This window comes from Streptosporangium sp. NPDC002524, from assembly GCF_040295985.1.
GTDB lineage: Bacteria > Actinomycetota > Actinomycetes > Streptosporangiales > Streptosporangiaceae > Streptosporangium.
Window position 1 is genome coordinate 14,493 of the sequence record NZ_JBEOWK010000041.1, and the last position, 25,848, is coordinate 40,340.

27 protein-coding genes are annotated in these 25,848 nt (G+C 71.0%); 14 read left to right on the forward strand and 13 right to left on the reverse strand.

Annotated features, from left to right (window positions below):
* The first annotated feature begins 296 nt into the window (after nt 1-296).
* The gene (locus ABT053_RS40435; RefSeq protein ID WP_350976854.1) at nt 297-635 is read left to right on the forward strand and encodes a TraR/DksA family transcriptional regulator; all 339 of its coding nucleotides are present in this window, start codon (nt 297-299) and stop codon (nt 633-635) included.
* 155 nt (nt 636-790) lie between these two features.
* Here the strand turns inward: ABT053_RS40435 and ABT053_RS40440 are convergent, their stop codons facing one another.
* Nucleotides 791-1,528 carry a class I SAM-dependent methyltransferase gene (locus ABT053_RS40440; RefSeq protein ID WP_350976856.1) on the reverse strand — a complete coding sequence of 246 codons (738 nt, stop codon included), beginning with the start codon at nt 1,526-1,528 and terminating at the stop codon, nt 791-793.
* Nucleotides 1,529-1,816: 288 nt separating this feature from the next.
* Between ABT053_RS40440 and ABT053_RS40445 the strand changes: the two genes are divergently transcribed.
* The 6 genes from ABT053_RS40445 (at nt 1,817) to ABT053_RS40470 (ending at nt 7,137) form a co-directional block, all read left to right on the forward strand.
* Nucleotides 1,817-2,422: a sigma-70 family RNA polymerase sigma factor gene (locus tag ABT053_RS40445; protein ID WP_350976859.1), complete on the forward strand. Its 606-nt coding sequence runs from the start codon at nt 1,817-1,819 to the stop codon at nt 2,420-2,422.
* A 58-nt stretch (nt 2,423-2,480) separates the two neighbouring features.
* A complete protein-coding gene (gene rsrA / locus ABT053_RS40450; RefSeq protein ID WP_350976861.1) occupies nt 2,481-2,747 on the forward strand; it encodes a mycothiol system anti-sigma-R factor in 267 nt (88 codons plus the stop codon).
* Nucleotides 2,748-2,798: 51 nt separating this feature from the next.
* Nucleotides 2,799-3,743, forward strand: coding sequence for an NAD-dependent epimerase/dehydratase family protein (locus tag ABT053_RS40455; RefSeq protein WP_350976863.1), 945 nt, complete (start codon nt 2,799-2,801; stop codon nt 3,741-3,743).
* 343 nt (nt 3,744-4,086) lie between these two features.
* Nucleotides 4,087-5,442, forward strand: a complete 1,356-nt coding sequence (locus tag ABT053_RS40460; protein ID WP_350976866.1) for an HD-GYP domain-containing protein — start codon at nt 4,087-4,089, stop codon at nt 5,440-5,442.
* Nucleotides 5,439-6,719, forward strand: a complete 1,281-nt coding sequence (locus tag ABT053_RS40465; RefSeq protein ID WP_350976868.1) for an HD-GYP domain-containing protein — start codon at nt 5,439-5,441, stop codon at nt 6,717-6,719. Before ABT053_RS40460 ends, ABT053_RS40465 begins: the two co-directional genes overlap by 4 nt.
* 205 nt (nt 6,720-6,924) lie before the next feature.
* Nucleotides 6,925-7,137: a biotin/lipoyl-binding carrier protein gene (locus ABT053_RS40470; protein ID WP_350976870.1), complete on the forward strand. Its 213-nt coding sequence runs from the start codon at nt 6,925-6,927 to the stop codon at nt 7,135-7,137.
* Here the strand turns inward: ABT053_RS40470 and ABT053_RS40475 are convergent.
* Entirely contained in the window at nt 7,127-7,525 is a 399-nt protein-coding gene (locus tag ABT053_RS40475) for a thioesterase family protein (protein ID WP_350976872.1), read from the reverse strand. The two genes, ABT053_RS40470 and ABT053_RS40475, sit on opposite strands and share 11 nt — an antisense overlap.
* Between ABT053_RS40475 and bsaP the strand changes: the two genes are divergently transcribed.
* Together bsaP and ABT053_RS40485 are read left to right on the forward strand one after the other, a co-directional pair.
* Complete coding sequence (gene bsaP / locus ABT053_RS40480) at nt 7,524-7,733, forward strand: biotin synthase auxiliary protein BsaP (RefSeq protein WP_350976873.1); 210 nt, start codon at nt 7,524-7,526, stop codon at nt 7,731-7,733. The genes ABT053_RS40475 and bsaP overlap by 2 nt on opposite strands.
* Before the next feature lie 325 nt (nt 7,734-8,058).
* Nucleotides 8,059-9,855 carry a serine/threonine protein kinase gene (locus ABT053_RS40485; protein WP_350976876.1) on the forward strand — a complete coding sequence of 599 codons (1,797 nt, stop codon included), beginning with the start codon at nt 8,059-8,061 and terminating at the stop codon, nt 9,853-9,855.
* Between the two features lie 72 nt (nt 9,856-9,927).
* Here ABT053_RS40485 and ABT053_RS40490 read toward each other — a convergent pair whose 3' ends face one another.
* The 5 genes from ABT053_RS40490 to ABT053_RS40510 all read right to left on the reverse strand — a co-directional run bounded on the left by ABT053_RS40490 (nt 9,928) and on the right by ABT053_RS40510 (nt 15,518).
* A complete protein-coding gene (locus ABT053_RS40490; RefSeq protein WP_350976877.1) occupies nt 9,928-11,580 on the reverse strand; it encodes an acetolactate synthase in 1,653 nt (550 codons plus the stop codon).
* A gap of 257 nt (nt 11,581-11,837) precedes the next feature.
* The gene (gene bioB, locus ABT053_RS40495; protein ID WP_350976880.1) at nt 11,838-12,833 is read right to left on the reverse strand and encodes a biotin synthase BioB; all 996 of its coding nucleotides are present in this window, start codon (nt 12,831-12,833) and stop codon (nt 11,838-11,840) included.
* A 37-nt stretch (nt 12,834-12,870) separates the two neighbouring features.
* Nucleotides 12,871-13,593 carry a dethiobiotin synthase gene (gene bioD, locus ABT053_RS40500; RefSeq protein ID WP_350976881.1) on the reverse strand — a complete coding sequence of 241 codons (723 nt, stop codon included), beginning with the start codon at nt 13,591-13,593 and terminating at the stop codon, nt 12,871-12,873.
* A gap of 48 nt (nt 13,594-13,641) precedes the next feature.
* Nucleotides 13,642-14,361 carry a GntR family transcriptional regulator gene (locus ABT053_RS40505; RefSeq protein ID WP_350976883.1) on the reverse strand — a complete coding sequence of 240 codons (720 nt, stop codon included), beginning with the start codon at nt 14,359-14,361 and terminating at the stop codon, nt 13,642-13,644.
* Nucleotides 14,358-15,518 (reverse strand): 8-amino-7-oxononanoate synthase, encoded by a 1,161-nt coding sequence (locus tag ABT053_RS40510; RefSeq protein ID WP_350976886.1) that lies wholly within the window; start codon nt 15,516-15,518, stop codon nt 14,358-14,360. The genes ABT053_RS40505 and ABT053_RS40510 overlap by 4 nt, the downstream gene beginning before the upstream one ends.
* A gap of 68 nt (nt 15,519-15,586) precedes the next feature.
* Between ABT053_RS40510 and ABT053_RS40515 the strand changes: the two genes are divergently transcribed.
* Entirely contained in the window at nt 15,587-17,050 is a 1,464-nt protein-coding gene (locus ABT053_RS40515) for a sensor histidine kinase (RefSeq protein ID WP_344749379.1), read from the forward strand.
* A 267-nt stretch (nt 17,051-17,317) separates the two neighbouring features.
* On the opposite strand, the gene ABT053_RS40520 is transcribed toward ABT053_RS40515, so the two are convergent.
* Both ABT053_RS40520 and ABT053_RS40525 read right to left on the reverse strand, forming a co-directional pair.
* Nucleotides 17,318-17,572 carry a WhiB family transcriptional regulator gene (locus ABT053_RS40520; RefSeq protein WP_350976887.1) on the reverse strand — a complete coding sequence of 85 codons (255 nt, stop codon included), beginning with the start codon at nt 17,570-17,572 and terminating at the stop codon, nt 17,318-17,320.
* Between the two features lie 280 nt (nt 17,573-17,852).
* Nucleotides 17,853-18,812, reverse strand: coding sequence for a diacylglycerol/lipid kinase family protein (locus ABT053_RS40525; protein ID WP_350976889.1), 960 nt, complete (start codon nt 18,810-18,812; stop codon nt 17,853-17,855).
* Nucleotides 18,813-18,890: 78 nt separating this feature from the next.
* On the opposite strand from ABT053_RS40525, the gene ABT053_RS40530 reads away from it, so the two are divergent.
* On the forward strand, nt 18,891-19,289 hold the full coding sequence (locus tag ABT053_RS40530) for a hypothetical protein (RefSeq protein ID WP_350976891.1): 399 nt from the start codon (nt 18,891-18,893) through the stop codon (nt 19,287-19,289).
* Here ABT053_RS40530 and ABT053_RS40535 read toward each other — a convergent pair.
* The 3 genes from ABT053_RS40535 to sodN all read right to left on the reverse strand — a co-directional run bounded on the left by ABT053_RS40535 (nt 19,286) and on the right by sodN (nt 21,255).
* Nucleotides 19,286-20,065 (reverse strand): RNA polymerase sigma factor SigF, encoded by a 780-nt coding sequence (locus ABT053_RS40535; RefSeq protein WP_344893659.1) that lies wholly within the window; start codon nt 20,063-20,065, stop codon nt 19,286-19,288. The two genes, ABT053_RS40530 and ABT053_RS40535, sit on opposite strands and share 4 nt — an antisense overlap.
* A gap of 17 nt (nt 20,066-20,082) precedes the next feature.
* A complete protein-coding gene (locus ABT053_RS40540; protein ID WP_030924831.1) occupies nt 20,083-20,508 on the reverse strand; it encodes an ATP-binding protein in 426 nt (141 codons plus the stop codon).
* Between the two features lie 345 nt (nt 20,509-20,853).
* The gene (gene sodN / locus ABT053_RS40545; RefSeq protein ID WP_350976893.1) at nt 20,854-21,255 is read right to left on the reverse strand and encodes a superoxide dismutase, Ni; all 402 of its coding nucleotides are present in this window, start codon (nt 21,253-21,255) and stop codon (nt 20,854-20,856) included.
* 90 nt (nt 21,256-21,345) lie between these two features.
* On the opposite strand from sodN, the gene sodX reads away from it, so the two are divergent.
* Complete coding sequence (gene sodX, locus ABT053_RS40550) at nt 21,346-21,648, forward strand: nickel-type superoxide dismutase maturation protease (RefSeq protein WP_350976896.1); 303 nt, start codon at nt 21,346-21,348, stop codon at nt 21,646-21,648.
* Between the two features lie 402 nt (nt 21,649-22,050).
* Here sodX and ABT053_RS40555 read toward each other — a convergent pair whose 3' ends face one another.
* A complete protein-coding gene (locus tag ABT053_RS40555) occupies nt 22,051-22,581 on the reverse strand; it encodes a CGNR zinc finger domain-containing protein (RefSeq protein ID WP_344923357.1) in 531 nt (176 codons plus the stop codon).
* A 270-nt stretch (nt 22,582-22,851) separates the two neighbouring features.
* On the opposite strand from ABT053_RS40555, the gene ABT053_RS40560 reads away from it, so the two are divergent.
* Together ABT053_RS40560 and ABT053_RS40565 are read left to right on the forward strand one after the other, a co-directional pair.
* The gene (locus ABT053_RS40560; RefSeq protein WP_350976899.1) at nt 22,852-24,054 is read left to right on the forward strand and encodes an NAD(P)-dependent malic enzyme; all 1,203 of its coding nucleotides are present in this window, start codon (nt 22,852-22,854) and stop codon (nt 24,052-24,054) included.
* A gap of 293 nt (nt 24,055-24,347) precedes the next feature.
* Nucleotides 24,348-25,706 (forward strand): NsdA family TPR-like regulatory protein, encoded by a 1,359-nt coding sequence (locus ABT053_RS40565; RefSeq protein ID WP_350976900.1) that lies wholly within the window; start codon nt 24,348-24,350, stop codon nt 25,704-25,706.
* The last annotated feature ends 142 nt before the right edge of the window (nt 25,707-25,848 follow it).

Consider the following 25,848-nt stretch of genomic DNA (forward strand, 5'->3'; position numbering starts at 1 on the left):
GGAGCACCGGCTTTCGAGGCACCGGCTTTTCGGGGGACCGGCTTCTGAGAGACCGGTTTTCGAGGCACCGGCTTTTGAAGGAGCGGGGATCCGGTCCCAAAGCGACGGTTGATCCGGTGTAAAACTTCCACCGAGTGGGCATCCGGTGAGGAAAGCGGTGCCTCGTGGCGGAGTGGCGTGTCGGCGCGGTGACGAGGTCGCGAGGTCGCCGTCACAGAGCCCCCCTTTTTTTGCGCCTGACGGGAGCGTCGGGGATCCCCTCACAGGCCGCCCCGGCTTCCCGGAGGTGCGGATTCGTGGATGTCGCGACCGCGCGCGAGCGCCTGAAGAGCATGCTCGCCGAACTCGACCGGTCCATCGGAGTGCTTCGCGGGGACTCCCCCGCCGTACGGGAAAGGGATCGGTCCCCGGCCGACGGGGGCTCCGACCTGACCGACTCCGACCGCAACCGGGCCCTGCTGGAGGTCGCCGTCCGGCACCGCCGCTCGGTGCTGGAGGCGCTCAGGCGGATGGACGAGGGAGGCTACGGCCTCTGCGCCGACTGTGGCGCGCCGGTCCCCGAGAGCAGGCTGGAGGCGCGGCCCGAGGCGGCCCGCTGCGTGCCCTGCCAGTCCAGGCGCGAGCGCAGGCGCTGACCCCGGGCCGCGCCGCGAGCGCCGTCCTGGCCGGAGCCCGAGCCATGAGTGCCCGGCCCGGCCGGAGCCCGAGCCGAGCCGGAGCCCGAGCCGCGAGTGTCGCCCGGCCGGGGCCCGCGCCGCGAGTGCCCAACCCGGCCAAGAAGGCCCGCGTCTCAGGGGCGACGGGCGCTGGCCACCAGGTGGATGCCCACCGTGTCGTCGTCGTCCGGGTGGGTGTCCAGCTCCGTGTTGACCAGCCAGGCGAGCGCCCGGGAGTCGGAGGCGAGCACGTGGTCGACCGTCGAGGGGGACAGCACCGTGCGGGGCCGTATCCACTCGACCTCCAGCCCGGCGTCGGTGAGCAGCTCGCGGAGCTGGGCGCTGCTGAAGCACCGGGTGATGCTGCCGTCGGGCCAGGGCACGAGCATGACCTCGCCGGTCTGGCGCAGGTGGGCCCAGTAGTTCTGCTCCGCGAGGATCGCCATCCCCAGCACCAGGGAGTCGACGCAGACCAGTGCCCGGCCGCCGGGACGCAGGACCCGGGCGACGTCGCCGATCGCGGATTCGGCCATGAGCTCCACCGACATCGCGCGCTCCTCGGCGAGCACGGCGTCCACGCTGCGGTCGGGCAGGAAACGCAGGTCGTCGGCGCGTACCTGGCTCACCCTGGAGATGTCGTGCAGCGGCAGGCCGTTCGTGGGCCTGCGGAAGTCGACCACCTCGATCACCCGGTGTCCCGCCTTCGCCGCCTGGACGGCCCAGCGGCCGTCGCCGCAGGACATGTCGAGGACGGTGGACGGCGTTTCCGGCAGCCATCGGCCCAGTTGCTCGGCCACGACCGCGTGGTAAAAGGTCCAGTACGGCCCGAGCGCACCTGAGCCGTTCAGCTCTTCGGCCGGGATGGGCAGCACAAGCAGCTCCTGGCGTCGGGAGGATCCGGTGGTCTTTCAACTACCTACCGGTACGTACCTTCTTTTTCCCCGTACCGGGTCGTTCGTCACCTTCTATCTTGCGGGAACAGATGGCGGTGCGGGCGTGTTGCAAGCGGACAACGCACGATCCTTTCGGAGGTTGGCAAGCAGATGCTCGCCTTGATCGAACCCGTCACCCGCCCCGGTGATCGGTCCTTCCCTGATGAGCGGGTATTCTCCGCTCAGTACGGTGTCCCGCGTCAGCAGGACTCCGGCGATCTTAAGGGGGTGGGTCCGGTCCCTGCGACAGACGAGGAGACTCTGGAGCAGCGGAGCACACGGTTCGAGCGGGATGTCATGCCCTATCTCGACCAGCTCTACTCCGCCGCGCTTCGGATGACCCGGAACCCCGCGGACGCCGAGGACCTTCTTCAGGAGACCTTCGCGAAGGCCTTCGCGTCCTTCCACCAGTTCCAGCAAGGCACGAACCTCAAGGCCTGGCTTTACCGGATCCTGACGAACACTTTCATCAACAGTTACCGCAAGAAGCAGCGGGAGCCCAAGCAGTCGGGCGCCGAGGAGATCGAGGACTGGCAGCTGGCCAGGGCCGAGTCGCACACCTCGGCCGGGCTGAAGTCGGCGGAGATCGAGGCGCTCGAGCACCTCCCCGACACCGACGTGAAGCGGGCGCTGGCCGCGCTTCCCGAGGAGTTCCGCATCGCGGTCTACCTCGCCGACGTCGAGGGCTTCCCGTACAAGGAGATCGCCGACATCATGGGGACCCCCATCGGGACCGTGATGTCGCGGCTGCACCGTGGCCGTCGCCAGCTGCGGACCCAACTCGAGGACTACGCCCGCGAGCGTGGCCTGGTTCCCGCGGAAGGTGCGAAGTGAGCGAGCGAGACAGGAACGACGAGCCCGCCGGCACGGGCTCCTGGGGCTGGGTGATCGCATGAGCTGCGGCAACCACCACGACACCGACTGCCGCGAGGTCCTGGACAAGGTCTACACCTACCTGGACGGCGAGCTCGACGAGAGCAACTGCGCCGACATCCGCGAGCACCTGGACGAGTGTCACCCCTGCCTGGAGGAGTACGGCCTGGAGCAGGTCGTCAAGCAGCTCGTCGCCAAGCACTGCGGCTGTGACCAGGTCTCGGCCGACCTGCGGGCCAAGGTCCTCGGCCGTATCGACCAGGTGCGCTCCGAACTGGCCCGCTGACCTCCTAGGATCTCTCGTACGGCCTTGGCCATACGACGATGGGGGTTCACCATGCGCATACTCGTGACCGGCGGGGCGGGATTCATCGGATCCACCCTCGTCGACCGGCTGCTGGCCGACGGGCACGAGGTCGCGGTCGTGGACGACCTGTCGGGCGGCGACCGGGACAACCTGGTCCGCGCCGCGGAGAGCCCGCTGTTCGCCCTGCACGTGATGGACGTCCGCGACCCGGCCCTGATCGGCCTCGCCGCCGAGTGGAGACCCGAGGTCGTCTGCCACCTCGCCGCGCAGATCAGCGTGCGCAAGAGCGTGGCCGACCCGGTCCACGACGCCCGGCTCAACGTCGAGGGCACCGCGTCGGTCCTGCAGGCCGCCCACCACGGAGGCACCCGCAAGGTCGTCTTCGCCTCCTCGGTCGCGGTGTACGGCAGGCCGGCGGTGATCCCGGTCCCCGGCGGCGCGGCGACCGACCCGCGTTCCCCGTACGCCGCCTCCAAGCTGAGCGCGGAGACCTACCTGGCCACGTTCAAGGCGCTGCACGGCATCGACTACACCACGCTGGTGCTCTCCAACGTCTACGGCCCGCGCCAGTCGCCCGACGGCGAGGCGGGGGTGGTCGCCATCTTCACCGACGCGCTGCTCAACGGCACCCCCACGGTGGTGTACGGCGCCGGCGACCAGACCCGCGACTACATCTTCGTCGACGACGTGGTCGACGGTTTCGCCCGTGCCTGCGGCACCGAGGGCGGCGGCGGCCGGTTCAACCTGGGCACCGGCGTCCAGACCACCGACCGGAGGCTGCACTCCCTGGTCGCGGAGGCGGCGGGCGTGCCCGACGAGCCGGGCCAGGCCCCGACCCGGCTGGGCGACCTCCCCGCGATGGCCGTCGACCCGGTCCCCGCGCTGGAGGGGATCGGCTGGCGGCCCCAGACGGAGCTGGCCGTCGGGCTGAAGAGCACCGTCGACTGGGCGAGGACCAGGCTAGCGAGCCTGTGACGCCGGGCGGCTCCGGAGTGTCCGGTGGCTCCGGGGCGTCGGGTGACTTCGGGATGTCGAGTGGTCCCGGGAGGTCGAGTGTCCCCGGGGCGTCAGGCGGCTCCGGGAGGCCGAGTGGCTCCGGGGGGTCCGGTGACTCCGAGGCGTCGGGCGCCGATGGCGGCCGGTGATTGCTTGGTTACGCTTTGCTTGCGATTGGTCGTCTCGCCCTCCCGGGCAGGTTCGCTTCGATAGCCTGGGTGCGAAATCGACGTGGAGGCAGCGCATGTTAAAGGAAACGGTCACCCCGGTCTTTCCTGGGATCTCCTGGACCTGAGCACGCGCCCTTTTGAGTAACACTAGGGTGGCCGCTTTGCGTGGACTGCCGTGGTTTGCCAAGGTCTATCTGATCCTGGTCATCGGAGCCGCGTTCGCGCTGCTCGGATACAACGTGGCCGAGGACGGCCGGCTGGATCCGCTCGACTGGTCCAACCTCATGGTGCTGGCCCTGCTGTTCCTGGTGTGCGAGTCGGTGCCCACCCTGCTGCACGTCCGGCAGGCGGCGGTGTCGGTCAGCTTCTCCGCCGTGCTCGCCGCGGTGGTGCTGCTCGGCCCCGAGGGGGCGGCGCTGGTCGGCATGACGGCGATGTTCAGCGTGCGGCCGGGCCTGCCGCTGGTGAAGCGGCTGTTCAACAGCGCCCAGTTCGCCATCTGCGGCTACGTCGCGGGCCGGGTCTACGTGGTGCTCGGCGGCAGGTCCGGGGTGCCGACCATCGACGGGTTCGACGGCATCATCGTGCCGTTCGCGGGGGCGGCGGCCGTCTTCGTGCCCCTCAACTTCGTCCTGATCGCGATCGTGTTGAAGCTCACCGGCCAGGCCGACCAGGTGCCGCTGCGGGGCGTCGCGCAGTTCATGGTCTCCTACTTCGGCTACGCCACCTTCGGGCTGCTGATCGCCGGGCTGTGGGCCACGGTCAGCTCGATCTCCGCGGTGCTCGTGCTGCTCCCGCTCTTCGTGGCCCGCTGGGCCTTCGGCCAGTACCTCGCGCAGCAGCGCTCCTACGACGCGACGATCGCCGCGCTCTGCCAGGCCGTGGAGACCAAGGACTACTACACGCGCGGCCACTGCACCCGCGTCTCCCTGGCCGCGGGCATGATCGCCGAGGAGATCGGCATGGGGTCCGAGCGGCTGCGCGCGATCCGCTACGCCGGGATGCTCCACGACGTCGGCAAGCTGGGCGTGCCGACCAAGGTGCTGCAGAAGGACGGCCCGCTCAGCGAGGAGGAGTACGCGGCGATCCAGCTCCACCCGATGCGCGGGCTGGAGATCGTGCGCGGCATCGACTTCCTCGACGAGGCGTTCGCCGGGATCATGCACCACCACGAGCGGCAGGACGGCAAGGGTTACCCCATGGGGCTGGCAGGCGACGAGATCCCGGAGTTCGCCAGGATCATCGCGGTGGCCGACGCCTTCGACTCGATGACCTCCGACCGCTCCTACCGCAACGCCCGCTCGCGCGAGGTGGCGATGACCGAGCTGCGCAAGGGCGCCGGCACCCAGTTCGACCCGGTGATGGTGGTCGCGTTCGTCAAGGCCGTCGAGCGTGACGGCTGGGAGCCGCCGCGCACGGTCGTCGCGCCCCCGGTCGACGTGTCGGAGACCACCGCCAAGGACCACGACGACCCGACCGTGCCCATCCAGGTGGTGTCCGAGCGATGAACGGCTCCGGTGCCAACCGGGTTTTCCAGACGCTCGACTCGGGCCAGCTCCTGCTGATCTGCGCGGCGGGGCTCCTCGCGGTGGCCGGGGTGGCCCACACGGCCGCGACCGGCCTGCTCGACCCCCAGGTCGCCGTCGCCTTCGGCGCGCTGATCGCGATCGGGGAGCTGGCCAGGCTCACCATGCCCGGCAACAGGGAGGTGGCGCCGATCGGCGCGGCGGCCGCGCTCGGTTACACGCTCCTGCTGGACGTGGGCGACGAGCCCGCGGGGCATTCGGCGCTGCAGGTCGTCGCGGTGCTGGCGGTCGGCATGGTCGCGGGGGCGCTGCCGCACCTCGCGGTGGGCCGCCCGCCCCAGCTGGACGGGATGGCCCGCAGGCTCTTCACCGGTGCCCTGCTCGCGCTGGCCTACCGGCCGCTGGCCGGGCCGTTGTTCGACATGGCCAGGGAGGGGGAGAGCGGCTGGTGGCCCGCGCTCGGGGTGATGGCCCTGTTCATCCTGCTCACGGTGATGGTCGACGTGCTGCTGGCCGCCGTGCTCCGGGCCGAGCAGGTGCGTGCCGCCCTCAGGGTGGCCATCCACGACGAGCTGTGGATGGCCGCGCCGCTGGGAGCCGCCGTCGCCGCCTCGGGCATCCTGCTCGCGCTCGCCTCGCACAGCATGGGCATGACCGCGCTGCTGGTCTTCGCCGCCCCGCTGCTGGTCACCCAGGTCGCCTTCCGCAAGTACGCCGGGATCAGGGCCACCTACCTGCAGACCGTACGGGCGCTCGCGCGGGTCACCGAGGTCGGCGGATACGTCGAGCCCGGCCACTCCCGCAGGGTGAGCCGCCTGTCGGTGGCGGTCGGCCGGGAGCTCGGCACGGCGGAGCCCGAGCTGCTGGAGCTGGAGTACGCCGCGCTCATGCACGACATCGGCCAATTGTCGTTGCGCGATCCCATTCCCGGCGGCGCCACGGTCCTCACCGACCCCGAGCAGGCGCGGCGCATCGCCGAGCTGGGCGCGGAGGTGATCAAGCAGACCGGGGTGCTCGACCGGGTGGCCGAGATCGTCCGGCGCCAGTGCGACACCTGCGCGGAGCTACCCCCGATGGCCAGCCGCATCATCAAGGCGGCCAACGCCTACGACGACCTCGTGGGTGGTTCCAGCGACCGCGACCGCGCGGGTGCCGCGCTGGAGCGGCTCCGGCTCGGCGTGGGGCGGGAGTACGACCCGACGGTCGTCGAGGCGATGGCCCGGGTGATCGACAGGCTGGCCCCGATTCACCGGCTCTAGGCCTCGCGCACCTCTCTCCGTGCTCTCAGCGGGTCTCCTCGCGGTGGACCGAAGAGCGACCCGCCGTTCCACGCCGAGGTTCCGGAGCGGCCGGAGCTACCGGAGTTCGTCGGCGGCGCCTGCGACACGGAGCAGACGGTCCGTATGCGGACATGATCAGCTCTGTCTGGCACAGTTGAGGAACGTCGAACGATGGGAGTTTCCGGTGGCCGAGATCCGCGCCGAGATGGTGGCGAACGTCTGGAAGATCCTCGTGGCCGAAGGGGACCCCGTCGCGGACGGCGACACCCTGGTCATCCTCGAGTCGATGAAGATGGAGATCCCGGTCCTCGCCGAGGACGACGGCGTGATCGCCGAGCTGAAGGTCGCCGAGGGCGACGTCATCCAGGAGGGCGACCTGATCGCCGTCATCGAGTAGTGCCGCCGCCGCGGACGAGCCGGGCGAGGAAGCGCTCGCGGTCGACGACGACGCGCTCGATCGTCCCGGAGGCGACGACGGCCTTCCGGTCGCGGGCGGTGAAGCCGAAGACCAGGCGGCGCCCGTCGACCTCGGTGAGCTCGACGGCGATCTCGACGTGCGTGCCGACCGGGCTCGCCTCCAGGTGCTCCAGGAAGACCCGGGTGCCCACGGAGGTCTGGCCCGGCTCCAGGGCGCCCGCGATCGCCTGGACGGTGGCCCGCTCGGCGAGGGCGAGCACGCGGGGGGTGGCCAGCACCGGGACGTCACCGCTGCCGATCTTCGTCGCGGTGTCCTCCCTTTCCACCATGATGAGAAGTCGTGCCTGCAGACCGGGAGCGATCGTCATGCGCGTCAGCATAGGGTCTGGTCCCGTGACCCCGTACTGCGACCACTGCGGGCGCCCGGAGGGCGAGGCCGACCACGCCGGGTGCGTGGCGGCCCGTGTGATGGAGCCGCCCCGATACTGTTCCCGCTGCCGCCGCCGGATGGTGGTGCAGGTGACCCCCGGCGGCTGGTCCGCGCGCTGCGCCGAGCACGGCACGACGAGCGGCTGACACCGGCCGGTTTCACCCCGGCTTAGGTGTTCTTTGCGTAGCCTTGTAGGGTTTTACGGAGTTCGCCGCGGATATCGTGGGGTGACGCCGTGGCACCCGGGTTGGCTGTTTCCTGCGTGACTCCCGAGTGGCCTCGGGCGCAAGGGCCTGCAAGGTGCACAAGTACGCCCAAAAGTGCCAGGTTTTGTGCGATGCTACGGCACGCGTCTCGTTTGTGAGCCATACGGCATGCAGGGTTTCGTTACAGCGCCGTGACGGTGCCGCGACGCTGATCCGCTTTGTTGGAGAGCTCTGAGGTAGGAGTGGAGAGGGTTACGGGGGAGTCATGGTGGCCCAAGGCACGACGCTGGCGGGGCGGTATCGCCTAAGCACCCGCATCGGCGCCGGCGGTATGGGCGAGGTGTGGAAGGGCGAGGACATCGTCCTGGCCCGCACCGTCGCCGTAAAGGTGCTGCTCCCGGGCCGTACGGACGACCCGGGCTTCCTGGTTCGCTTCCAGGGCGAGGCCCGGGCGATGGCGACGATCAACCACCCCGGGGTCGTCGACGTGTACGACTACGGGGTTCACGAGGTGCCCGGCGCGGGGGCGACGGCATACCTGGTGATGAAGTTCGTCGACGGCGAGCCGCTCGACCGCCTCCTCGGGCGGCTGCGAAGGATCGCTCCAGGGGCCGCGATGGACCTCATCGCCCAGGCGGCCTCGGCACTGCAGGCGGTCCACGACCAGGGCATCGTCCACCGTGACATCAAGCCGGGCAACCTGCTGGTGCGCTCGGACGGCACGCTCGTGCTCACCGACTTCGGCATCGCCAGGTCCGACACCGCGAGCCGGCTCACGGACGCGGGCATGGTGCTCGGCACCGCCGCCTACTGCGCGCCCGAGCAGGCCGAGGGCGCGCCCGTCACGCCCGCGGTGGACATCTACGCGCTGGGCGTGGTGGCGTACGAGTGCCTGGCCGGGCAGCGCCCGTTCGACGGCGACACGCCCGTCACCATCGCGCTCAAGCACATCCGCGAGGCGCCGCCGCCGCTGCCGCCGGACATCCCGCCCGCGGTTCGCGCGCTTGTGGAGCGCTCCCTCGCCAAGGATCCGGCCCGGCGCTTCCCCAGTGCAGCGGCCATGAGCTCCGCCGCGCGGCAGGCCGCCTTCGGGGAGGGGGGCGACGACACGCTCTCGTCCGCGCAGCGGGCCGCGTCGCCGGAGACCGGCTGGCAGGCGCAGGCTCCCCAGTCGGGCCCGCAGGGACAGACCGGGTGGCAGGGCCAGGGATCGGCCACGCCGCAGACGGGCTGGCAGGGTGCCCAGGGCCCTACCGGCAGCTGGCAGGACGCCCAGGCGCCGACCGGCAACTGGCAGGACGGCACGCAGCATCCCAACGCGCCCACGGGAAACTGGCAGGGATCGCAGGCGCCGACCAGCGGCTGGCAGGGGGGCTCGCAGCACTCCACCGGGCCGACGGCGGGAGCCGGGGCGGGCTTCGAGGCGGGCGCGCAGGGCCGTGGCCGCCGTGCCGCGCAGAAGCCGCGGCGCAAGAGCGGGCTGGTCGCGGTGTCGGCGATCGCGGCCGTGATGTGCGCGGGCCTCGTCGCGGTGGCGATCAACGTGATGGCGGCCTCCGAGAACACCGCCGCTATCGACCCCCTCCTGCATCCGGCGCCCACGGCCAGCGCCGAGGAGACGAAGCCGGAGGGAAAGCCGGTGAGGCCCCGTAAGACACCGACGGCCACTCCGCAGGTGACCCGTGCGCGGCCGGACGACCGGCCCACCCCGACGAGGACCCCGGGCAGGAAGACACCGACCCCCACCCCGACGGCGGCGACGAAGACCCCGACCCCGACTCCGACCCCCACGCCGACCCCGACGCCCAAGCCGAAGAGGAGCGTCCCGGACACCGTCGGCATGAAGCCCGGCGCGGCGGAGGCGGTGCTCAAGCAGGCGGGTTTCAAGGTGACGCTCTCCTACAGCGCCGACGTCAAGCCGGAGAACTGCACCGAGGTGGTCGAGTCCCGTCCGGGCGGCGGCACGATGTGGGACCCGTCCAAGCCGGTGGAGATCATCGCCGCCATCACCGACTGCCCGCCGTCGCCCTCCACGACGCCGACGGCGACCGGCAAGCCCTAGCTCCACCGGGTGTGACAACCGGCTCGCGCCGGGGACCTCCCGGTCCTCGTGCGCGAGCCCGGCGGCACTCCCCTAGACGCCCGTGGTGTGCCGGGGGTAGGCCACCGAGGGGTCGGTGGCGATGTTGACCATGTAGGGGATGCCGGAGTCGAACGCGCGGCGCAGCGCCGGGCCGATCTCCGACGGGTCGGTGACGAGCTCGCCGCCACCGCCGAGGGCGGTCACCACCTGGTCGTAGCGGCACTGCGGCTGCAGCTCGGCGGCCACGTCGTAGCCGTAGAGCATCTGCATGGGATGCTTCTCCAGGCCCCACATGCCGTTGTTGCCGCAGATCATCACGACGGGCAGGCGGTGCCGCACGAGCGTGTCGACGTCCATCAGCGAGAAGCCGGCCGCGCCGTCGCCGAGCAGCAGCACCACCTGCGAGGAGGGACGGGCGATCCTGGCGGCGATGGCGTAACCCAGGCCGGTGCCCAGGCAGCCGTACGGGCCCGGGTCGAGCCAGTTGCCGGGCTGCCGGGGCTCGACGTACTTGCCCGCGTACGAGACGAAGTCGCCGCCGTCGCCGATCACCACGGCGTCGTCGGCGAGGATCCTGCCCAGCTCCCCGTAGATCCGCATCGGGTGGATCGGGTCGGACGCGGACTCCAGCAGGGCGGTGTCGGCGGCGATCGCGGCCGAGGCGGCCTCGGACAGCCGCGCCACCCAGGGCGCGTAGGTCTTGGGGGAGACGCCCGCGTTGGCGCAGGCCGCGCCGAGGCTCCAGAAGAGCAGCGAGAGGTCTCCGGCGGCGACGGCCGCGGGATCCATGTGCGTGGTCAGCTGCGACGGCGCGTCGGCCAGGTGCACGACCTTGGCGAGCGGGGCGCCGTCCTTGCCGCCGAACCAGCCGTAGCCGAGGCGGAAGTCGATCGGGGCGCCCGCCACGATCACCAGGTCGGCCTGCGAGAACGCCATCCCCCTGGCCCGGGTGACCAGCAGCTCGTGACCGGCGGGCAGGATGCCGCGGCCCTGGCCGTTGGGGATGACGGGCAGGCGGTACTCCTCGACGAAGCTCCTGGCGACCTCCTCGGCGCGGTCCATCCACACGTCCGAGCCGAGCACCAGCACCGGGTGCTGGGCCTCGGCGATCAGCTGGGCGATCGCGGCCAGCGCGTCGGGGTCGGGCTCCAGCGGCGAGGGGGTCAGCGTCTCGGGCGCCTCCTCCAGCGCGGGCGCGGCCGAGAAGAGGTGGTCCATGTGGAAGTCGAGGAAGACGGGGCCGCGGTGCGGGGCGAGGGCGGTGCGGAAGGCCATCTCCACGTCCTGCGCGACGGAGTCGGCGCCGGAGCCGGTGAAGGCCAGCTTGGTGATGGGCGCGAACAGCGGCGGGTGGTCGATCTCCTGCAGCGCGCCCGAGCCCCAGCGCGACTGCGGGGCGCGGCCTCCCATGACCACCACGGGGGACCCGTTGAAGTGCGCGGTGGCCACCCCGCTCACGCCGTTGGTGATGCCCGGGCCCGCGGTGAGCACGGCCAGCCCGGGTTTGCGCGTCAGCCGCGCGGTCGCCTCGGCGGCGAAGACGGCACTCTGCTCGTGGCGGACGTCCAGAATGGGCATGCCCTCGTGGACCGCACCGTCGTAGAGCGGGAAGACGTGCCCGCCGGACAGGGTGAACATCGTCTCGATGCCGTATGCCTTGGAGACGGCGACCGCTATGTCACCTGCGTGCTTGGGAGACTCCATATCGCGCAACCTACCAGTCAGTCACTTAGCCGGACAGGGATTGTTCACCCTGCCCAGATCCCTTCGGCTAATGCGGCTGACACATATCGCGTCTATCCGGAAATAGGCCGTCCAACCCCTGGTGGCGAGCCCCCGCGAGCCCCCCGCGAGCCCCCGCGGGCCGTACGGGATCGGGTGCGGGCGGGAGCGGGAACCCGCCGGGGTGACCGCCGGTCCGCGGGGCTCCTCGCGTCCCCGCGAGGAGTGTCGCGCGGGGCTCAGAGGGTGTCGGAGAGCGCCTTGATGGGCATCTTGAGGTCCACCAGCAGGCCGAGGTCGGCCTCGGCCGTACGGCCCAGGGTGGTCAGATAGTTGCCCACGATGATCGCGTTGATGCCGCCGAGCATGCCGTCACGGGTGCCCAGGTCGCCCAGGGTGAGCTCGCGGCCGCCCGCGTAGCGCAGGATCGTGCGGGGCAGCGCGAGCCTGAAGGTGGCGATCGTCCGCAGCGCCTCCGGCCCCTCCAGCAGCGGGAAGGACGCGAAGGGGGTGCCGGGACGCGGGTTGAGGAAGTTCAGCGGGACCTCGTCGGGCGCCAGCTCGCCGAGCTGCCCGGCGAACTCGGCGCGCTGCTCGCGCGTCTCGCCCATGCCCACGATGCCGCCGCAGCACAGCTCCATCCCGGCCTCGCGCACCATCAGGCAGGTGTCCCAGCGCTCCTCCCAGGTGTGGGTGGTGACGACCTGCCCGAAGTGCGACCTCGCGGTCTCCAGGTTGTGGTTGTAGCGGTGCACGCCCATCTCGGCGAGCTCCTCCACCTGCTCCCGGGTGAGCATGCCCAGCGAGCACGCGACGTTGATGTCGATCGCCTCGCGGATCGCCTTCACGCCCTGGCGGACCTGGTCCATCAGCCGCCGGTCGGGGCCCCGTACGGCGGCCACGATGCAGAACTCGGTGGCCCCCGTCGCCGCGGTCTCCCTGGCGGCCTCGACCAGTGAGGGGATGTCCAGCCAGACGGCGCGTACCGGGGAGGAGAACTGTCCCGACTGCGAGCAGAAGTGGCAGTCCTCCGGGCAGCCGCCGGTCTTGAGGGAGACGATCCCCTCGACCTCCACCTCGGGGCCGCACCACTTCATGCGCACCTCGTGGGCGAGGGCGAGCAGCTCGGCGAGGCGGTCGTCGGGCAGCTCCAGGCAGCGCAGCGCCTGCGCCGCGTCGAGACCGCGGCCCTCCTCCAGCACCTGCGTCCGGGCTGTTTCGAGGATGTCGCTCATCTGGTACCTCCGGGGTGGAGAGGATCCGCGGCTTCGGCTACGGGGAAAGCCTAAGGGTGGCGCGGAAGGCGGCGGGGTCGAAGCCGCCGCCCAGTGCCGGGCCCAGCCCCGCGCGGGCCGCGCGGGCGAAGGCGTCGCGCTCCAGCGACCCGGCGCCCTCCGGGAGGGCTCCCGCCAGCGGCCGGGCGGCCAGCATCTCCAGGTCCGCCACGTTGCTCCGCTCGGCGAGGCCGGGTGCGGCCGGCCAGGAGCCGATCACCACCCCGGCGGGCTCCAGCCCCCGGTGGGCCATCGCCTCCAGGGTCAGCGCGGTGTGGTTGAGCGTGCCCAGCCCGGCCCTGGTCACCAGGAGAACCTGGGCAGAGAGCGCGCGGGCGAGGTCGGCCAGCGTCGCCCCCTCCTCGTCGAAGCGGACGAGCAGCCCGCCCGCCCCCTCGACGATCACCAGCCGGTGCGAGCCGGCCAGTTCCTCGATCCGGGCCGCCGCCCGCGCGACGGAGACCGGCGGCAGGCCGGACAGGCGCGCCGCCGCGGCCGGGGAGAGCGCGGCGGGGTATCTGGCCAGCTCGAAGGTCGTCCGTACCCCGGACAGCCGGATGACGTCGTCGACGTCGCCCGGATCGGCGCCGGACACCCCGGTCTGCGCGGGTTTCACCACCGCCACCGAGGAACCCCGCTCCCCGGCGAGCGCGGCCACCGCCGCGGTGACGACCGTCTTTCCCACCCCGGTGTCGGTCCCGGTGACCACGAGAATGCTCACCCGTCTCACCTTAGGCGGACGCTGCCTCGGGACGGCCCGGGTGCGGGGTCAGGGGCGGCGCAGGCGGGTGACGAACTTGTAGCGGTCTCCCCGGTACAGGGACTGGGCCCACTCGACCGGGTTGCCGTCCGCGTCGAAGGCGTGCCGGGTGAGCAGCAGCATCGGCAGGCCGACGTCGACCCCGAGCACCTGCGCGTCGTACGGGGTGGCCAGCACGGTCTCGATGATCTCCTCGGCGTCGGTCAGCCGCACGTTGTACGCGTTGTACAGCGTCTCGTACAGCGAGGAGTGCACCTCCAGCTCCCGCCTGAGGCGGGGGAAGCGCCGGGCCGACAGGTGGGTGGTGTCGATCGACATCGGCTCGCCGTTGGCCAGGCGCAGCCGGTGGATGCGCAGCACGCGGCCACCGGCGTTGATGGCCAGGCGGCGGGCGAGCGGCTCGTCGGCGGTGACGTAACTGGTGTCGAGGATCTTGGTGTCGGGTTCGAGGCCGGCGGTCCTCAGGTTCCCGGTGTAGGAGGTCAGCTGGAGGACCTGGGCGACCTTGGGCTGCGCGACGAACGTCCCCTTGCCCTGGATTCGTACCAGGCGGCCCTCGACCACGAGCTCGGACAGGGCCTGGCGCACGGTCGTGCGCGACGTCTCGAAGCGGACCGCGAGGGCCCGTTCGGGGGGCAGCGCGCTGCCCGCGGGCAGGCTCTTGGTGAGGGTGAGCAGGCTGCGTTTTACGTCGTAGTACTTCGGGATCCTCGGGGAGTCGTCGCTCACATGGTCACCTTCATCTCGGCCACGGCGGTGAGCGCACCCCGGATCACCGCTAGATCATCGGAACTCAGATTGGCCCGTGCCGTCAACCGCAGGCAAGAGCGGCCGGCCGGCACCGAGGGCGGCCGGAAGCATCCGGCGCGCACCCCGTGTTCCGCGCAGACGAGGGCGGCCCGGAGCGCGGCCTCGGGCGGGCCGAGCACGATCGGGACGACCGCACCCGCCGGATCGCCGGTCTCCAGGCCGAGGTCGCGGGCCATCGCGGCCAGCTCCCTCGCCCTGGCCCGCGCGCGTCCGGGCAGTTCGGGCAGTTGGTGAAGGATATCGACGGCCGCGAGTGCCGCCGCCACGCTGCCCGGCGCCAGTCCGGTGTCGAAGATGAACGAGCGTCCGGTGTCGACGAGGGCCTGGATCACCTCGGGCGCGCCCAGCACCGCGCCGCCCTGCGATCCCAGGGATTTGGACAGTGTGATCGTTCTCACAACGCCCGGTTCGGCGGCGAGCCCGGCGGCGTGTACGGCGCCCTGCCCGCGGGCGCCGATCACCCCGATCGAGTGGGCCTCGTCGACGACCAGCAGCGCGCCTCGCCGCGCGGTCACCGCGTGCAGCTCCGCGAGCGGGGCCAGGTCGCCGTCCACGGAGAAGACCGCGTCGGTGACCACGATCGCGTGCTCCTCCTCCCGGACGGCCAGCGCCCTCTCCACGGCCGCCACGTCCCGGTGCGGGGTGACCACGACCCGCGAGCGCGACAGCCGGCAGGCGTCCACGATCGACGCGTGGTTGCCCGCGTCCGAGACCACCAGGGCGCCCCTGCCCAGGGCGGCGACGGCGGCCAGGTTGGCCAGGTAGCCGGAGGAGAACACCAGGGCGCCCTCGGCTCCGGAGAAGGCGCGCAGGCGCGTCTCCAGGCGCGTGTGGAGGGCCGTGGAACCCGTGACCAGGCGGGAACCCGTGGAGCCGGTGCCCCACTCGCGCGTGGCCGCCACGGCCGCCTCGACCAGCCGCTCGTCCCTGGCCAGGCCGAGGTAGTCGTTGGAGGCCAGGTCGATCAGGCCGTCGTCGTCGGGCGTGCGGGCGCGCAGGACCCGCCGCAGCCCTGCCGCCTCCCTCGTGGCCGCCGCCGCGCGGAACCGGGCCAGCGGATCGGGGGTCTCCTCCATAGGCGGCATCTTTCCAGCCGGACTCACCCGATTCGCGTTCGGGCCTGCAAAGAACGCATGATGCACGGGTGCCGACTCTAAGCGACCTGGCGGTTCGTCACACCGCGCTCGACGATGCCGACCTGGAGTGGATGCACTCGCTGGTCTCCGACTGGCAGCTCCTCGCCGACCTCTCCTTCGCGGACCTGATCCTGTGGATCCCGCTGAAGGAGGGCTCGGGCTGGATCGCGATCGCGCAGATGAGACCCACCACGGGGCCGACGGTCTATCACGACGACATCGTGGGGATGACGGCGGCCAAGGGGGAGCGCCCGCTCCTGGAGACCGCCTGGAACGAGCGGCGCATCTGCCGCGAGGGCGACCCCGACTGGTCGAGCGGGGTGCCGGTCCGCGAGGAGACCATCCCGGTACGGCGGGCCGACCACTTCCTCGGCGTCATCCAGCGCTCGACGAACCTGTCCTCCGCGCGCACCCCCTCCAGGCTGGAGCTGACCTACCTGCAGAGCGCCTCCGACCTGGCCCAGATGGTGGCCGAGGGCCGATTCCCGTTCTCCGGCGCCGAGCCGATCCTGGTCCGCTCGCCGAGGGTGGGCGACGGCCTGCTCCGGCTCGACCGGGCGGGCCGCGTCACGTACGCCTCGCCGAACGCGCTGTCGGCCTACCGGCGGCTGGGCCTCAACGCCGACCTGGTCGGCGCGGAGCTGGGCCGTACGACCGCGACGCTCTGCTACTCCGACGAGCCGATCAACGAGAACCTGATGCTCGTCGCGAGCGGGCGGGAGCCCAGGGAGACGGAGGTGGAGTCGGGCGGCACGGTCGTGCAGCTGCGGGCGATCCCGCTCGTCGTCGGCGGCGGGAGGATCGGTGCGCTGGTGCTCATCAGGGACGTGACCGAGCTGCGGCGCCGCGAGCGGGAGCTGATGACCAAGGACGCCACCATCAAGGAGATCCACCACCGGGTGAAGAACAACCTGCAGACGGTGGCCGCGCTGCTGCGGCTCCAGGCCAGGCGGATGCAGCTGCCGGAGGGCAGGGAGGCGCTGGAGGAGGCGGTGCGCAGGGTCGGGTCGATCGCGATCGTGCACGAGACGCTCTCCCACACGCCCGAGGAGCAGGTCGACTTCGACGACATCGCCGACCGGGTGATCGCGATGACGGGAGAGGTCGCTGCCCCGGAGACGCAGGTGGTGCCGCTGCGCGTCGGGACGTTCGGGGTGCTGCGCTCGGAGGTCGCGACGCCGCTGGCGATGGTCCTCACCGAGCTGCTGCAGAACGCGGTCCAGCACGGGCTCGCGCAGCGTCAGGGCAGGCTGCAGGTGATCGTGTCACGGGGGGCCGAGCGGCTGGACGTGATCGTGTCCGACGACGGCAGCGGGCTGCCCGAGGACTTCGATCTCGACCAGACCACCAGTCTCGGCCTGCAGATCGTCAGGACCCTGGTGGTGGGCGAACTGTCCGGGCGGCTCGCCATCGAGCCGCGCCAGGGCGGCGGGACCGAGGTGAGCCTGAGCATTCCCCTCCCCGCGATCTGAGCGGGGGAGGGGGAACGGCGTCAGGTCACGCCCTCGGGGCGTGCCCGTCGCCCGGCCCGTGAGGAGAGGGAGCCGGGAAGGAGCGTTCTCACCGCGACGTCCGGGTGTGGCGGCCGGGTCAGCTCGGCGAGAAGCGCGGTCGGCAAGCACGTAGCCAGGGCGTTCTCGCCGCGATGTCCGGGCGTGGTGGTCAGCTCGGCGAGAAGCGCGGCCGGCAGGCATACGGCCGGGGCGTTCTCACCGCGACGTCCGGGTGTGGCGGCCGGGTCAGACGCTCGTGCGGGTGCGGGCACGGGCCGTGCGGCGCTTGAGCGCGCGTCGCTCGTCCTCGCTCAGGCCGCCCCAGACGCCGGCGTCCTGCCCGGACTCCAGCGCCCACTTCAGGCACGCTTCACTGATGCTGCACGTGTTGCAGACCTGCTTGGCTTCCTCGATCTGCATCAGGGCGGGGCCGGTGTTGCCGATCGGGAAGAACAGCTCGGGGTCCACGTCACGGCAGGCAGCTCTGTGGCGCCAGTCCATGCGTCCACTCCTTCGTATGAGGAGCCCTTGCGTCGGCTCCAGCGGCTCACTTTGTGAAGAGTTTCACTAACCAGCGCGAACGGTTCCCCGGTCCGTGGTTCGGGTCGGGGGTCTGTCCGCTTGATCGTCGGTGGCCTGGGAGCGAGGTGGCCGCTCAAAGGTCCTACGTTCCGACGTCAATCTTGAGATTGTCAGCCACGCTTAGTACACGCAAGAGGTTTGGGAGAACGTTTTACCCGAAATGGATGTCGGATGCGTCACACAGGCCGCACGTAACCGATTAGACCAAGACCTGTAACGCGTCGGGGATAGAGCGGAACGTTATCCGCTCGACCTCCCCCAGGTAGTCGCCGTCCAGCTGGAAGGCCACCGGGCGCCGGGAGCTCAGGGTGAACTCCTTCTCGTCGTGCAGCTGCACCAGGTGGCGGCCCGTCGGCAGGGTGTCGCGGACCCCGATGATCTGGGGCATCAGCTGGAGCATGGAGGGCAGGCCGAGACGCTGCAGGCCCAGCAGGTCGAGCCCGGTCTCGAAGCTCGCCCACGGGGTCGGGGAGACCGGCCTCGGGCCGATGAACGACCAGGGGGAGGTGTTGGAGACGACGGCCATGAAGATGCCGCCCGTCCGCGGCACGTCCGGACCCTCGACGGTCATCGGCGGGTGGCGCTTGTCGGTCGACAGGTAGTGGTGTAACGCGGTGTTCACATAGCGGGTGGGTGTCGCCTTGCGGCCGGTGCCGCGCATCCCCTCGACGGCCCTGATCACCTCGGCGTCGTACCCCAGACCGCTACAGAACGTGAAATATCTACTGTGGTCCTCCCAGATCGCCTGGCCGAGCCCGACGGTCCGCCTGCGGCCGTCGCGGATCGCCTCCAGGATCGCCCCCATCGCCTCGACCGGGTCGTTCGGCAGGCCCAGGGCCCTCGCGAAGACGTTGGCGCTGCCGCCGGGGATCGCGAGCAGGGCGGGCCGGTCGGCCGAGGTGCCCTCGTCGCCCGCCTTGCCGTCGACCGGGTCGAGCAGCCCGTTCACCGCCTCGTTGATGGTGCCGTCGCCGCCCAGCACGGCCACCGCGTCGTAGCCGGAGGCGTGCGCCTTGCGGGAGAGCTGTGTCGCGTGCCCCCGGTACTCCGTCTCCTCGACGGTCAGGTTCATCGTCGCGCTCAGCGCCCTGATGAGAACGTCCCTGGTTCGCTGATTGGTCGTCGTCGCCTTCGGATTCACCAGGAGCATCGCGCGCATGACCTCAGCGTATCCGCCGGAAACCGGACGGAGGCGGCGAAGAGGCGGGCGACCGTACCCGGCGATAGGGTTGGCCGCGTGTCGAACCGCCCGATGACCCTCACCGTCGCCGCCGCCGTCATGGCGCTGGAAGGCGCGACCGCCCTGCTCCTCGGCGGCTACGCCGGTGTGGAGACGGTGATCGGCCGGCCGTCGGACCTGATGAGCTCGATCGCCGTCGCCGCGTTCGGGATCATCGTCGGCGCCGGCCTGCTCTGGGTCGGCTGGGGACTGATCCGGTCGGAGCGATGGGCCCGGAGTCCGGCCGTGCTGACCCAGATCTTCGCCATCCCGGTCTCGGTCACGTTGATCCAGTCCGACCAGCGGGCGATCGGCTTCTCGCTGATCGCCCTCGCGGTGGTCGGACTGGTCACGCTGCTGTCCCCGCCGACGACGCGCGTCCTCTACGGGGACCAGGAGGACCAGCCGTCCGGCTAGTCGTCGACGGTGAGACCCTCGCGAAGCTGGGCGAGGGTCCTGGCGAGCAACCGGGACACGTGCATCTGCGAGATGCCGAGCTCGGTGGCGATCTGGGACTGCGTCATGTTGCCGAAGAAACGCAGCAGCAGGATCCGCTTCTCACGCGGGGGCAGCCGCTCCAGCAGGGGCTTGAGCGACTCGCGGTATTCGACGCCCTCCAGGGAGTCGTCCACGATCCCGAGGGAGTCGGCCACCGCCGGCGCGTCGTCGTCGCCGGAGTCGGGCGCGTCGAGGGAGACCGTGGAGTAGGCGTTGGCCGACTCCAGCCCCTCGAGCACCTCCTCCTCGCTCATCTTCAGGAACGCGGCCAGCTCGGCCACGGTCGGCGCGCGCCCCTCCCGCTGGGAGAGCTCGCTGATCGCCTTGGTGAGCGAGAGCTTGAGCTCCTGCAGCCGGCGCGGCACGCGGACCGCCCAGCCCTTGTCGCGGAAGTGACGTTTGATCTCGCCCACGATCGTCGGGGTCGCGTAGGTGGAGAACTCCACCCCGCGGCCGAGATCGAAGCGGTCGATCGACTTGATCAGCCCGATGGTCGCGACCTGGGTGAGGTCGTCCAGCCACTCACCCCGGTTGCGGAACCGGCGGGCGAGGTATTCGACGAGGGGGAGGTGGAGCTCGACGAGCTCGTCGCGGATGCGCTGGCGTCGCGGGTCGTCGGAGGTCAACTCCACCAGTTCCGCGAAGAGCAGGCGCGCACGCACCCGGTCGGGCACCGCGTGGTCGCTGGCGGCCATGGCACGAGTCCTTTCCGTCACGCCGGCCTCGCCGCGCCTCGGCGCTTGCGGAGGACGATCGCCATACGGTCGGGGGAGTCGGTTACGGCATCCACATCGTCAGCCAGGGCGGTGAGCACCATCCACGCGAAGTCGTCGCGTTTCGGAGGGGTGCTTCCCACCGTGCTGACCTCGACCCGCACTTTCATCAGCTGCCCGGTGAGCTCGAACTCGGCAGTCAGATCGGTGCCGGGAACGGCCTGGGTCAGTAACATCGCACACGCCTCGTCGACCGCGATCCGAAGATCCTCGATCTCGTCCAGCGTGAAGTCCAGCCGTACGGCAAGCGCGGCTGTCGCCGTACGCAGCACGGACAGATAGGCACTCGTCGCCGGCAGCCGGACGCTCACCACGTCACGGATCCCGCCCATGCCGACCGCGGGCGCCTCGGTGTGTTCGGTCACGTTCCTCCTCGCAGAGTCGCTGACTGCAACCTACAGCCCTGAGACGGTAGTTGGCCCGCTTGGACTCGCGATCGAGGCGATTTGCCACCGTCAAGAACCCCTGAAGATACGCAAAAGGGGCACTGTACCTGTGGCCTCTCCGGCGCGTCGCGATCCGGCCCGTGCCGGGCCGCGCCGACGCGCGGAGATCCGGCCTGTTCAGGCGAGATCGAGGCCTCGCGACCCGGACGGCGGGCCGGCGGCGGCGCGCCCCCGCGGGCCCCGATCCGGATCAAGGGAGTGTCCCTTGGACGTTTCCTTGATCCGGACTACCGGTGCCCTCCTCACGAGATCGTTGTGAGGGTTTTAGGCGGCCTTGGTCTCCCAGAAGATCTTGGAGATGTCGTCGATCTTGCCGAGGAGCTCGTCGGCCTTGCCGACGTCGACCGTGCCCTTGCCGCCGGCCGCGCCCGCGAGCTTGGTGGCCTCCCAGAACAGCTGGTGCAGCTGCGGGTAGGTCTCCAGGTGCGGGGGCTTGAAGTAGTCGGTCCACAGCACCCACAGGTGGTGCTTGACCAGCTCGGCCCGCTCCTCCTTGATGGAGAGCGCGCGGGCGCGGAACACCGGGTCCTCGTTTCCGGCGTACTTCTCCATGATGGCCTTGACGGATTCGGCCTCGATGCGGGCCTGGGCCGGGTCGTACACACCGCAGGGCAGGTCGCAGTGCGCCGAGGCGATGTGCTTGGGGCGCATAAGTCGTGCGAGCATCGGAAATCCTTCCTTGATGCCGGGTTCAGAATGGTCCGGTTAACGACCTTACTCGTCCCCGAATGCCCGTGCGGGAGGGGGTTACGCTCGATGAGAGTCCGTGTCGCGGGTGAGTCGATGCTGCCCGCGCTGCGGCCGGGCGACTGGCTCTGGGTGCGGCGCGGCGCGGCCGTGCGGCCCGGGGACCTGGTCGTCGCCCGGCTGCCGTCCGATCCCGCCGTGCTCATCGTCAAGCGCGCCGCGTGGGAGGCGGACGGCGGCTGGTGGCTGGAGAGCGACAACCAGCGCGCCTCCGGCCGGCGCGACAGCTGGGACTTCGGCGCGCTGCCGCCGTCGTCGATCGTCGGGCGGGTGGTGCTGCGCTACTGGCCGGATTTCCGGCGGGTCCGGTAGACCACGCCATGGCCGAGGGCCTCGGCAGGACCTCGGCCGGGTTTCCAGTGGGCCGGTAGGCCTTGACCGAGGGCCTCGGCAAGGCCCCGGCTGGGTTTCCGGGGCCCCGGCAGGACCCTGGCCGGATTTCCGGTGGGGCCGGTAGGCCCTGACCGAGGGCCTCGGCAGGGCCCCTGCCGGGTTTCCGGCAGGGTTTCCGGGGCCCTGGCAGGACTCTGGCCGGATCTCCGGTGGGTCCGGTAGGCGTTTTGGCCGAGAGCCTGTCGGCCGGAGCTTCGGCGGGGTCCGATAGGCCCTGGCCGATTGCCTGCCGGCAGGGTTTCCGGTGGGGGCCGATGGGCCCCGGCCGAGGATCTACCTGCCGGGTCTCCGGCGGGATCCGTGGGCCCCCTGGCCGGGGACCTACTGGACGACCTTCTGGCGGGCCCGGTAGGCGGCGACGTTGGCCCGGCTGGCGCACCGCTCCGAGCAGTAGCGGCGCGACCGGTTGGAGGAGGTGTCGAGGTAGGCCCTGCGGCAGGGCGGCGCCTGGCAGAGGCCGAGCCGGTCGACGCCGAGGTCGGTGATCATGGTGGCGAGTCCCATCACCGCGCCCACCGCGTACTGGTCGGCCATCCGGCCGCCCTCGGTGAGGTGCAGGTGCCAGCGCTCGCCGTCGTGACCGGAGATCTGGGGCTGGACCGGGTGGTGGATCAGCAGCGAGTTGAGCCGGTCGACCACCGCCTCCTCGTCGCCCGCCTCGGCGGTCTCGAACACGATCATCAGCTCCTCGCGCAGGTCGCGCAGGGCCTCCAGGTCGCTCCTGGTGATGCGGCAGCCGGGCCGGTAGCGGCCGCCCTCTTCCAGGAGCAGACGCAGCCCTTCGAGACCGGTGAGCCGGTCAGGGCTGTTGATCAGTAGTACGGCCAGCTCCGCGTAGGAGGTCAGGTCCATCTGGGGATCCGTCGATGTAAGAGGCGGCATGGATTTTGAGTATTACACGATGCGGTGAGGTTAACACCGGGACGGCGAAAGTGAACGACTTCCCTCCATGGGAGCGGTCTCAACATGTGGCACAATCGAGCAACGGGTGACCCCCGTACCCCTCCAGGCGACCGTGTTCAGCAGGCAGGTCCCGAGCGGCTACCGAAGCCCGGGACACGCTTCCTCCGGTCGCTTCCGAAGGAAACAATCCGTCTGTCTGACTGAACTACAGGGGTCGCTGTGGCTGTCACGCCATCCTCCATTTCCCTCGAAGCTCTCGAAGCCCTCGATCTTGACCCGGCCTTCGCCCTGCACCGCGGGGGCAAGCTGGAGGTCCGCTCCACCGTCCCGGTCCGCGACGCCGACGACCTGGCGCTCGCCTACACGCCGGGAGTGGCCAGGGTCTGCAGCGCGATCGCCGAGGAGCCCGAGCTGGCCAAGGACTACACCTGGATCTCCAACGTGGTCGCCGTCGTCTCCGACGGCACCGCCGTGCTCGGTCTCGGAGACATCGGGCCCGCCGCCGCCATGCCGGTCATGGAGGGCAAGGCCCTGCTGTTCAAGCAGTTCGCCAACGTCGACGCGGTGCCCGTCTGTCTCGACTGCACCGACGTGGACGCGCTGGTCGAGACGGTCGTCCGGCTCGCCCCCTCCTTCGGGGGGATCAACCTCGAGGACATCAGCGCGCCCCGCTGCTTCGAGATCGAGGCGCGCCTCCGCGAGCTCCTCGACATCCCCGTCTTCCACGACGACCAGCACGGCACCGCGATCGTCACGCTGGCCGCGCTGAAGAACGCCGCGCGGCTGACCGGCCGCTCGCTGGGAGACCTGCGCGTCGTGGTCGCCGGCGCCGGTGCCTCCGGGATCGCGGTCAGCCGGATCCTGCTCAACGCGGGCATCGGCGACATCGCGGTGGCCGACTCCAAGGGCCTCATCTACGAGGGCCGCGACGGGCTCAACCCGGTGAAGGAGGCCCTGGCGCGCGACAGCAACAGGGCGGGCCTGCGCGGTTCCACCGAGCAGGCGCTGGCGGGGGCCGACGTGTTCGTCGGGCTCTCGGGCTCGACGGTCTCCGAGCAGGCCATCGCGTCGATGGCCGCAGGCTCGATCGTCTTCGCGCTGTCCAACCCGACGCCCGAGGTGCGGCCGGACATCGCGCGCAAGTACGCGCACGTGGTCGCGACCGGCCGTTCCGACTTCCCCAACCAGATCAACAACGTGCTCGCCTTCCCCGGCGTCTTCCGCGGCGCGCTCGACGTCCGCGCCACCACGATCACCGAGAACATGAAGGTCGCCGCGGCCGAGGCGCTGGCCGCGGTGGTCGGGGACGAGGACCTCTCGGCCGACTGCGTGATCCCCAGCCCGTTCGACGAGCGCGTCGCCCCCGCGGTCGTCGCCGCCGTCTCCGCGCAGGCCCGCGCCGACGGGGTCGCCCGCCTCTAGCCCGCCCCCTCCGGCCGTACGCCGGTACCTCCGCCGTACGGCCGTCTCTGTACGGCTGGTGGTCGTGTTCCCCCGCGCTCGCTCCGCCCACCAGGCATGTGACCACGGACGCCTCTCGCCGACCGGCGAGGGGCGTCCGCGCTTTCCGGAAACCCCGATATTCGTCACGGATCGTGCTATAAAAAGAGCTCTCAGTTACCTATGTGCGTAAGGTGTGCATCAGGCAGCGGTGCGCGCACGACCGGATCGGGCGCGCTGCCGGCACGCCGATGGTTCTCGCGGTGAGGGGAGCTATGGAACGCGAGCCCAACCGACTACTCCAGAGACTCATCGCCGAGGCGGGCTTCACCCACAAGGGGCTGGCCCGCCGGCTCAACGATCTCGGCGCGGCTCGCGGCCTGTCCGGTCTGAGATACGACCACAGTTCCGTGCTGCGCTGGATCGCGGGGCAGCGGCCGAGAGACCCGGTCACCGGGCTGCTCGCCGAGATCTTCGCGCTCCGGCTCGGCAGGGCCGTGAGTCCCGAGGATCTCGGCCTGCCGGCCGTCCTGACGCCTCTCGACCTCGGGCAGGAGTTCAACCACACGTGGCAGGAGGGAATCACGACCGTGACAGCACTGTGGCGCGGGGACGTGGAGAGACGAAGATTCTTGCTCGACTCCACCTTCGCGATCGGGGCCGGGTCCGCCGGAGCGGTGCGCTGGCTGACCCTGCCGCTGGAGGGCCGCCCCGAGGGGCGGGGCCCCCGGCGCGTCGGCATGGACGACATCGCGGCGATCCGGGAGGTCACCCGGTCCTTCGGTGAGCTGGACAACAGGTTCGGTGGTGGGAGGGTCCGTCCCGCTGTCGTGAAATATCTGGACACAGCGGTCGGGCCGCTGCTCGCCGACGGCTCGTACGCCGAGAACACCGGTAAGGCGCTGGCGTCGGCCGCCGCCGAGCTGACCCGGCTGGCCGGGTGGATGGCCTACGACCTGGAGCAGCACGGCCTGGCCCAGCGCTATCTGATCCAGGCGCTGCGCCTGGCGCGCGGGGCGGGCGACCACGGGCTCGGCGGCGAGATCCTCGCCGGGATGAGCCACCAGGCCATATATATAGGACAACCCGCCCACGCGCTCGACCTGGCCAGGGCAGCCCAGCTCTCCGCGCGCCGGGCCGGGGTCTTCGCCCTGCTGGCCGAGACGCACGTGCTGGAAGCCCACGCGCACGCGGCACTGGACGACCGCGCGGCGTGCGCGAGCTCTCTGCACGAGGCCGAGCTCTCCTTCGACCGGCGCCGGGCCGGCCACGAGCCCGACTGGATCTCCTACTTCGACGAGGCCTACCTGTCGGCGAAGTTCGCGCACTGCTTCCGCGACCTGGGCGACGGTCCGGGGACGGTACGGCACGCCAGGCGCTCGCTGGAGATGGACGGGCGCTACGTGCGCGGGCGCATGTTCAACCTGTCGCTGCTCTCGGCCGGGCTGCTCGCCTCGGGGGAGCTGGAGGAGGCCTGCTCCGTCGCGGTGGAGGCGCTGGAACTGGCGAAGGGCCTGGAGTCGGCCAGGACCCGCTCGTACGTCGCCGACCTGCGACGTCGGCTGGATCCCCACGCGGCCGAGCGCCCGGTGATGGAGCTGAACGAACGGGTGGGGGAGCTCAACCCGGCCTGAGCAGCTCTTTGGTGACCTTCCATGGAATGGCCGAAGGGGCCCGGCTGTTGCCGGGCCCCTTCGGGTGAAACTGGTGGAGCGGTGGTGCTGTGAAGCTGGGTGAGTCTGAGGTTTGGACGCTCAGGCTCGGGTGATCGTCAGG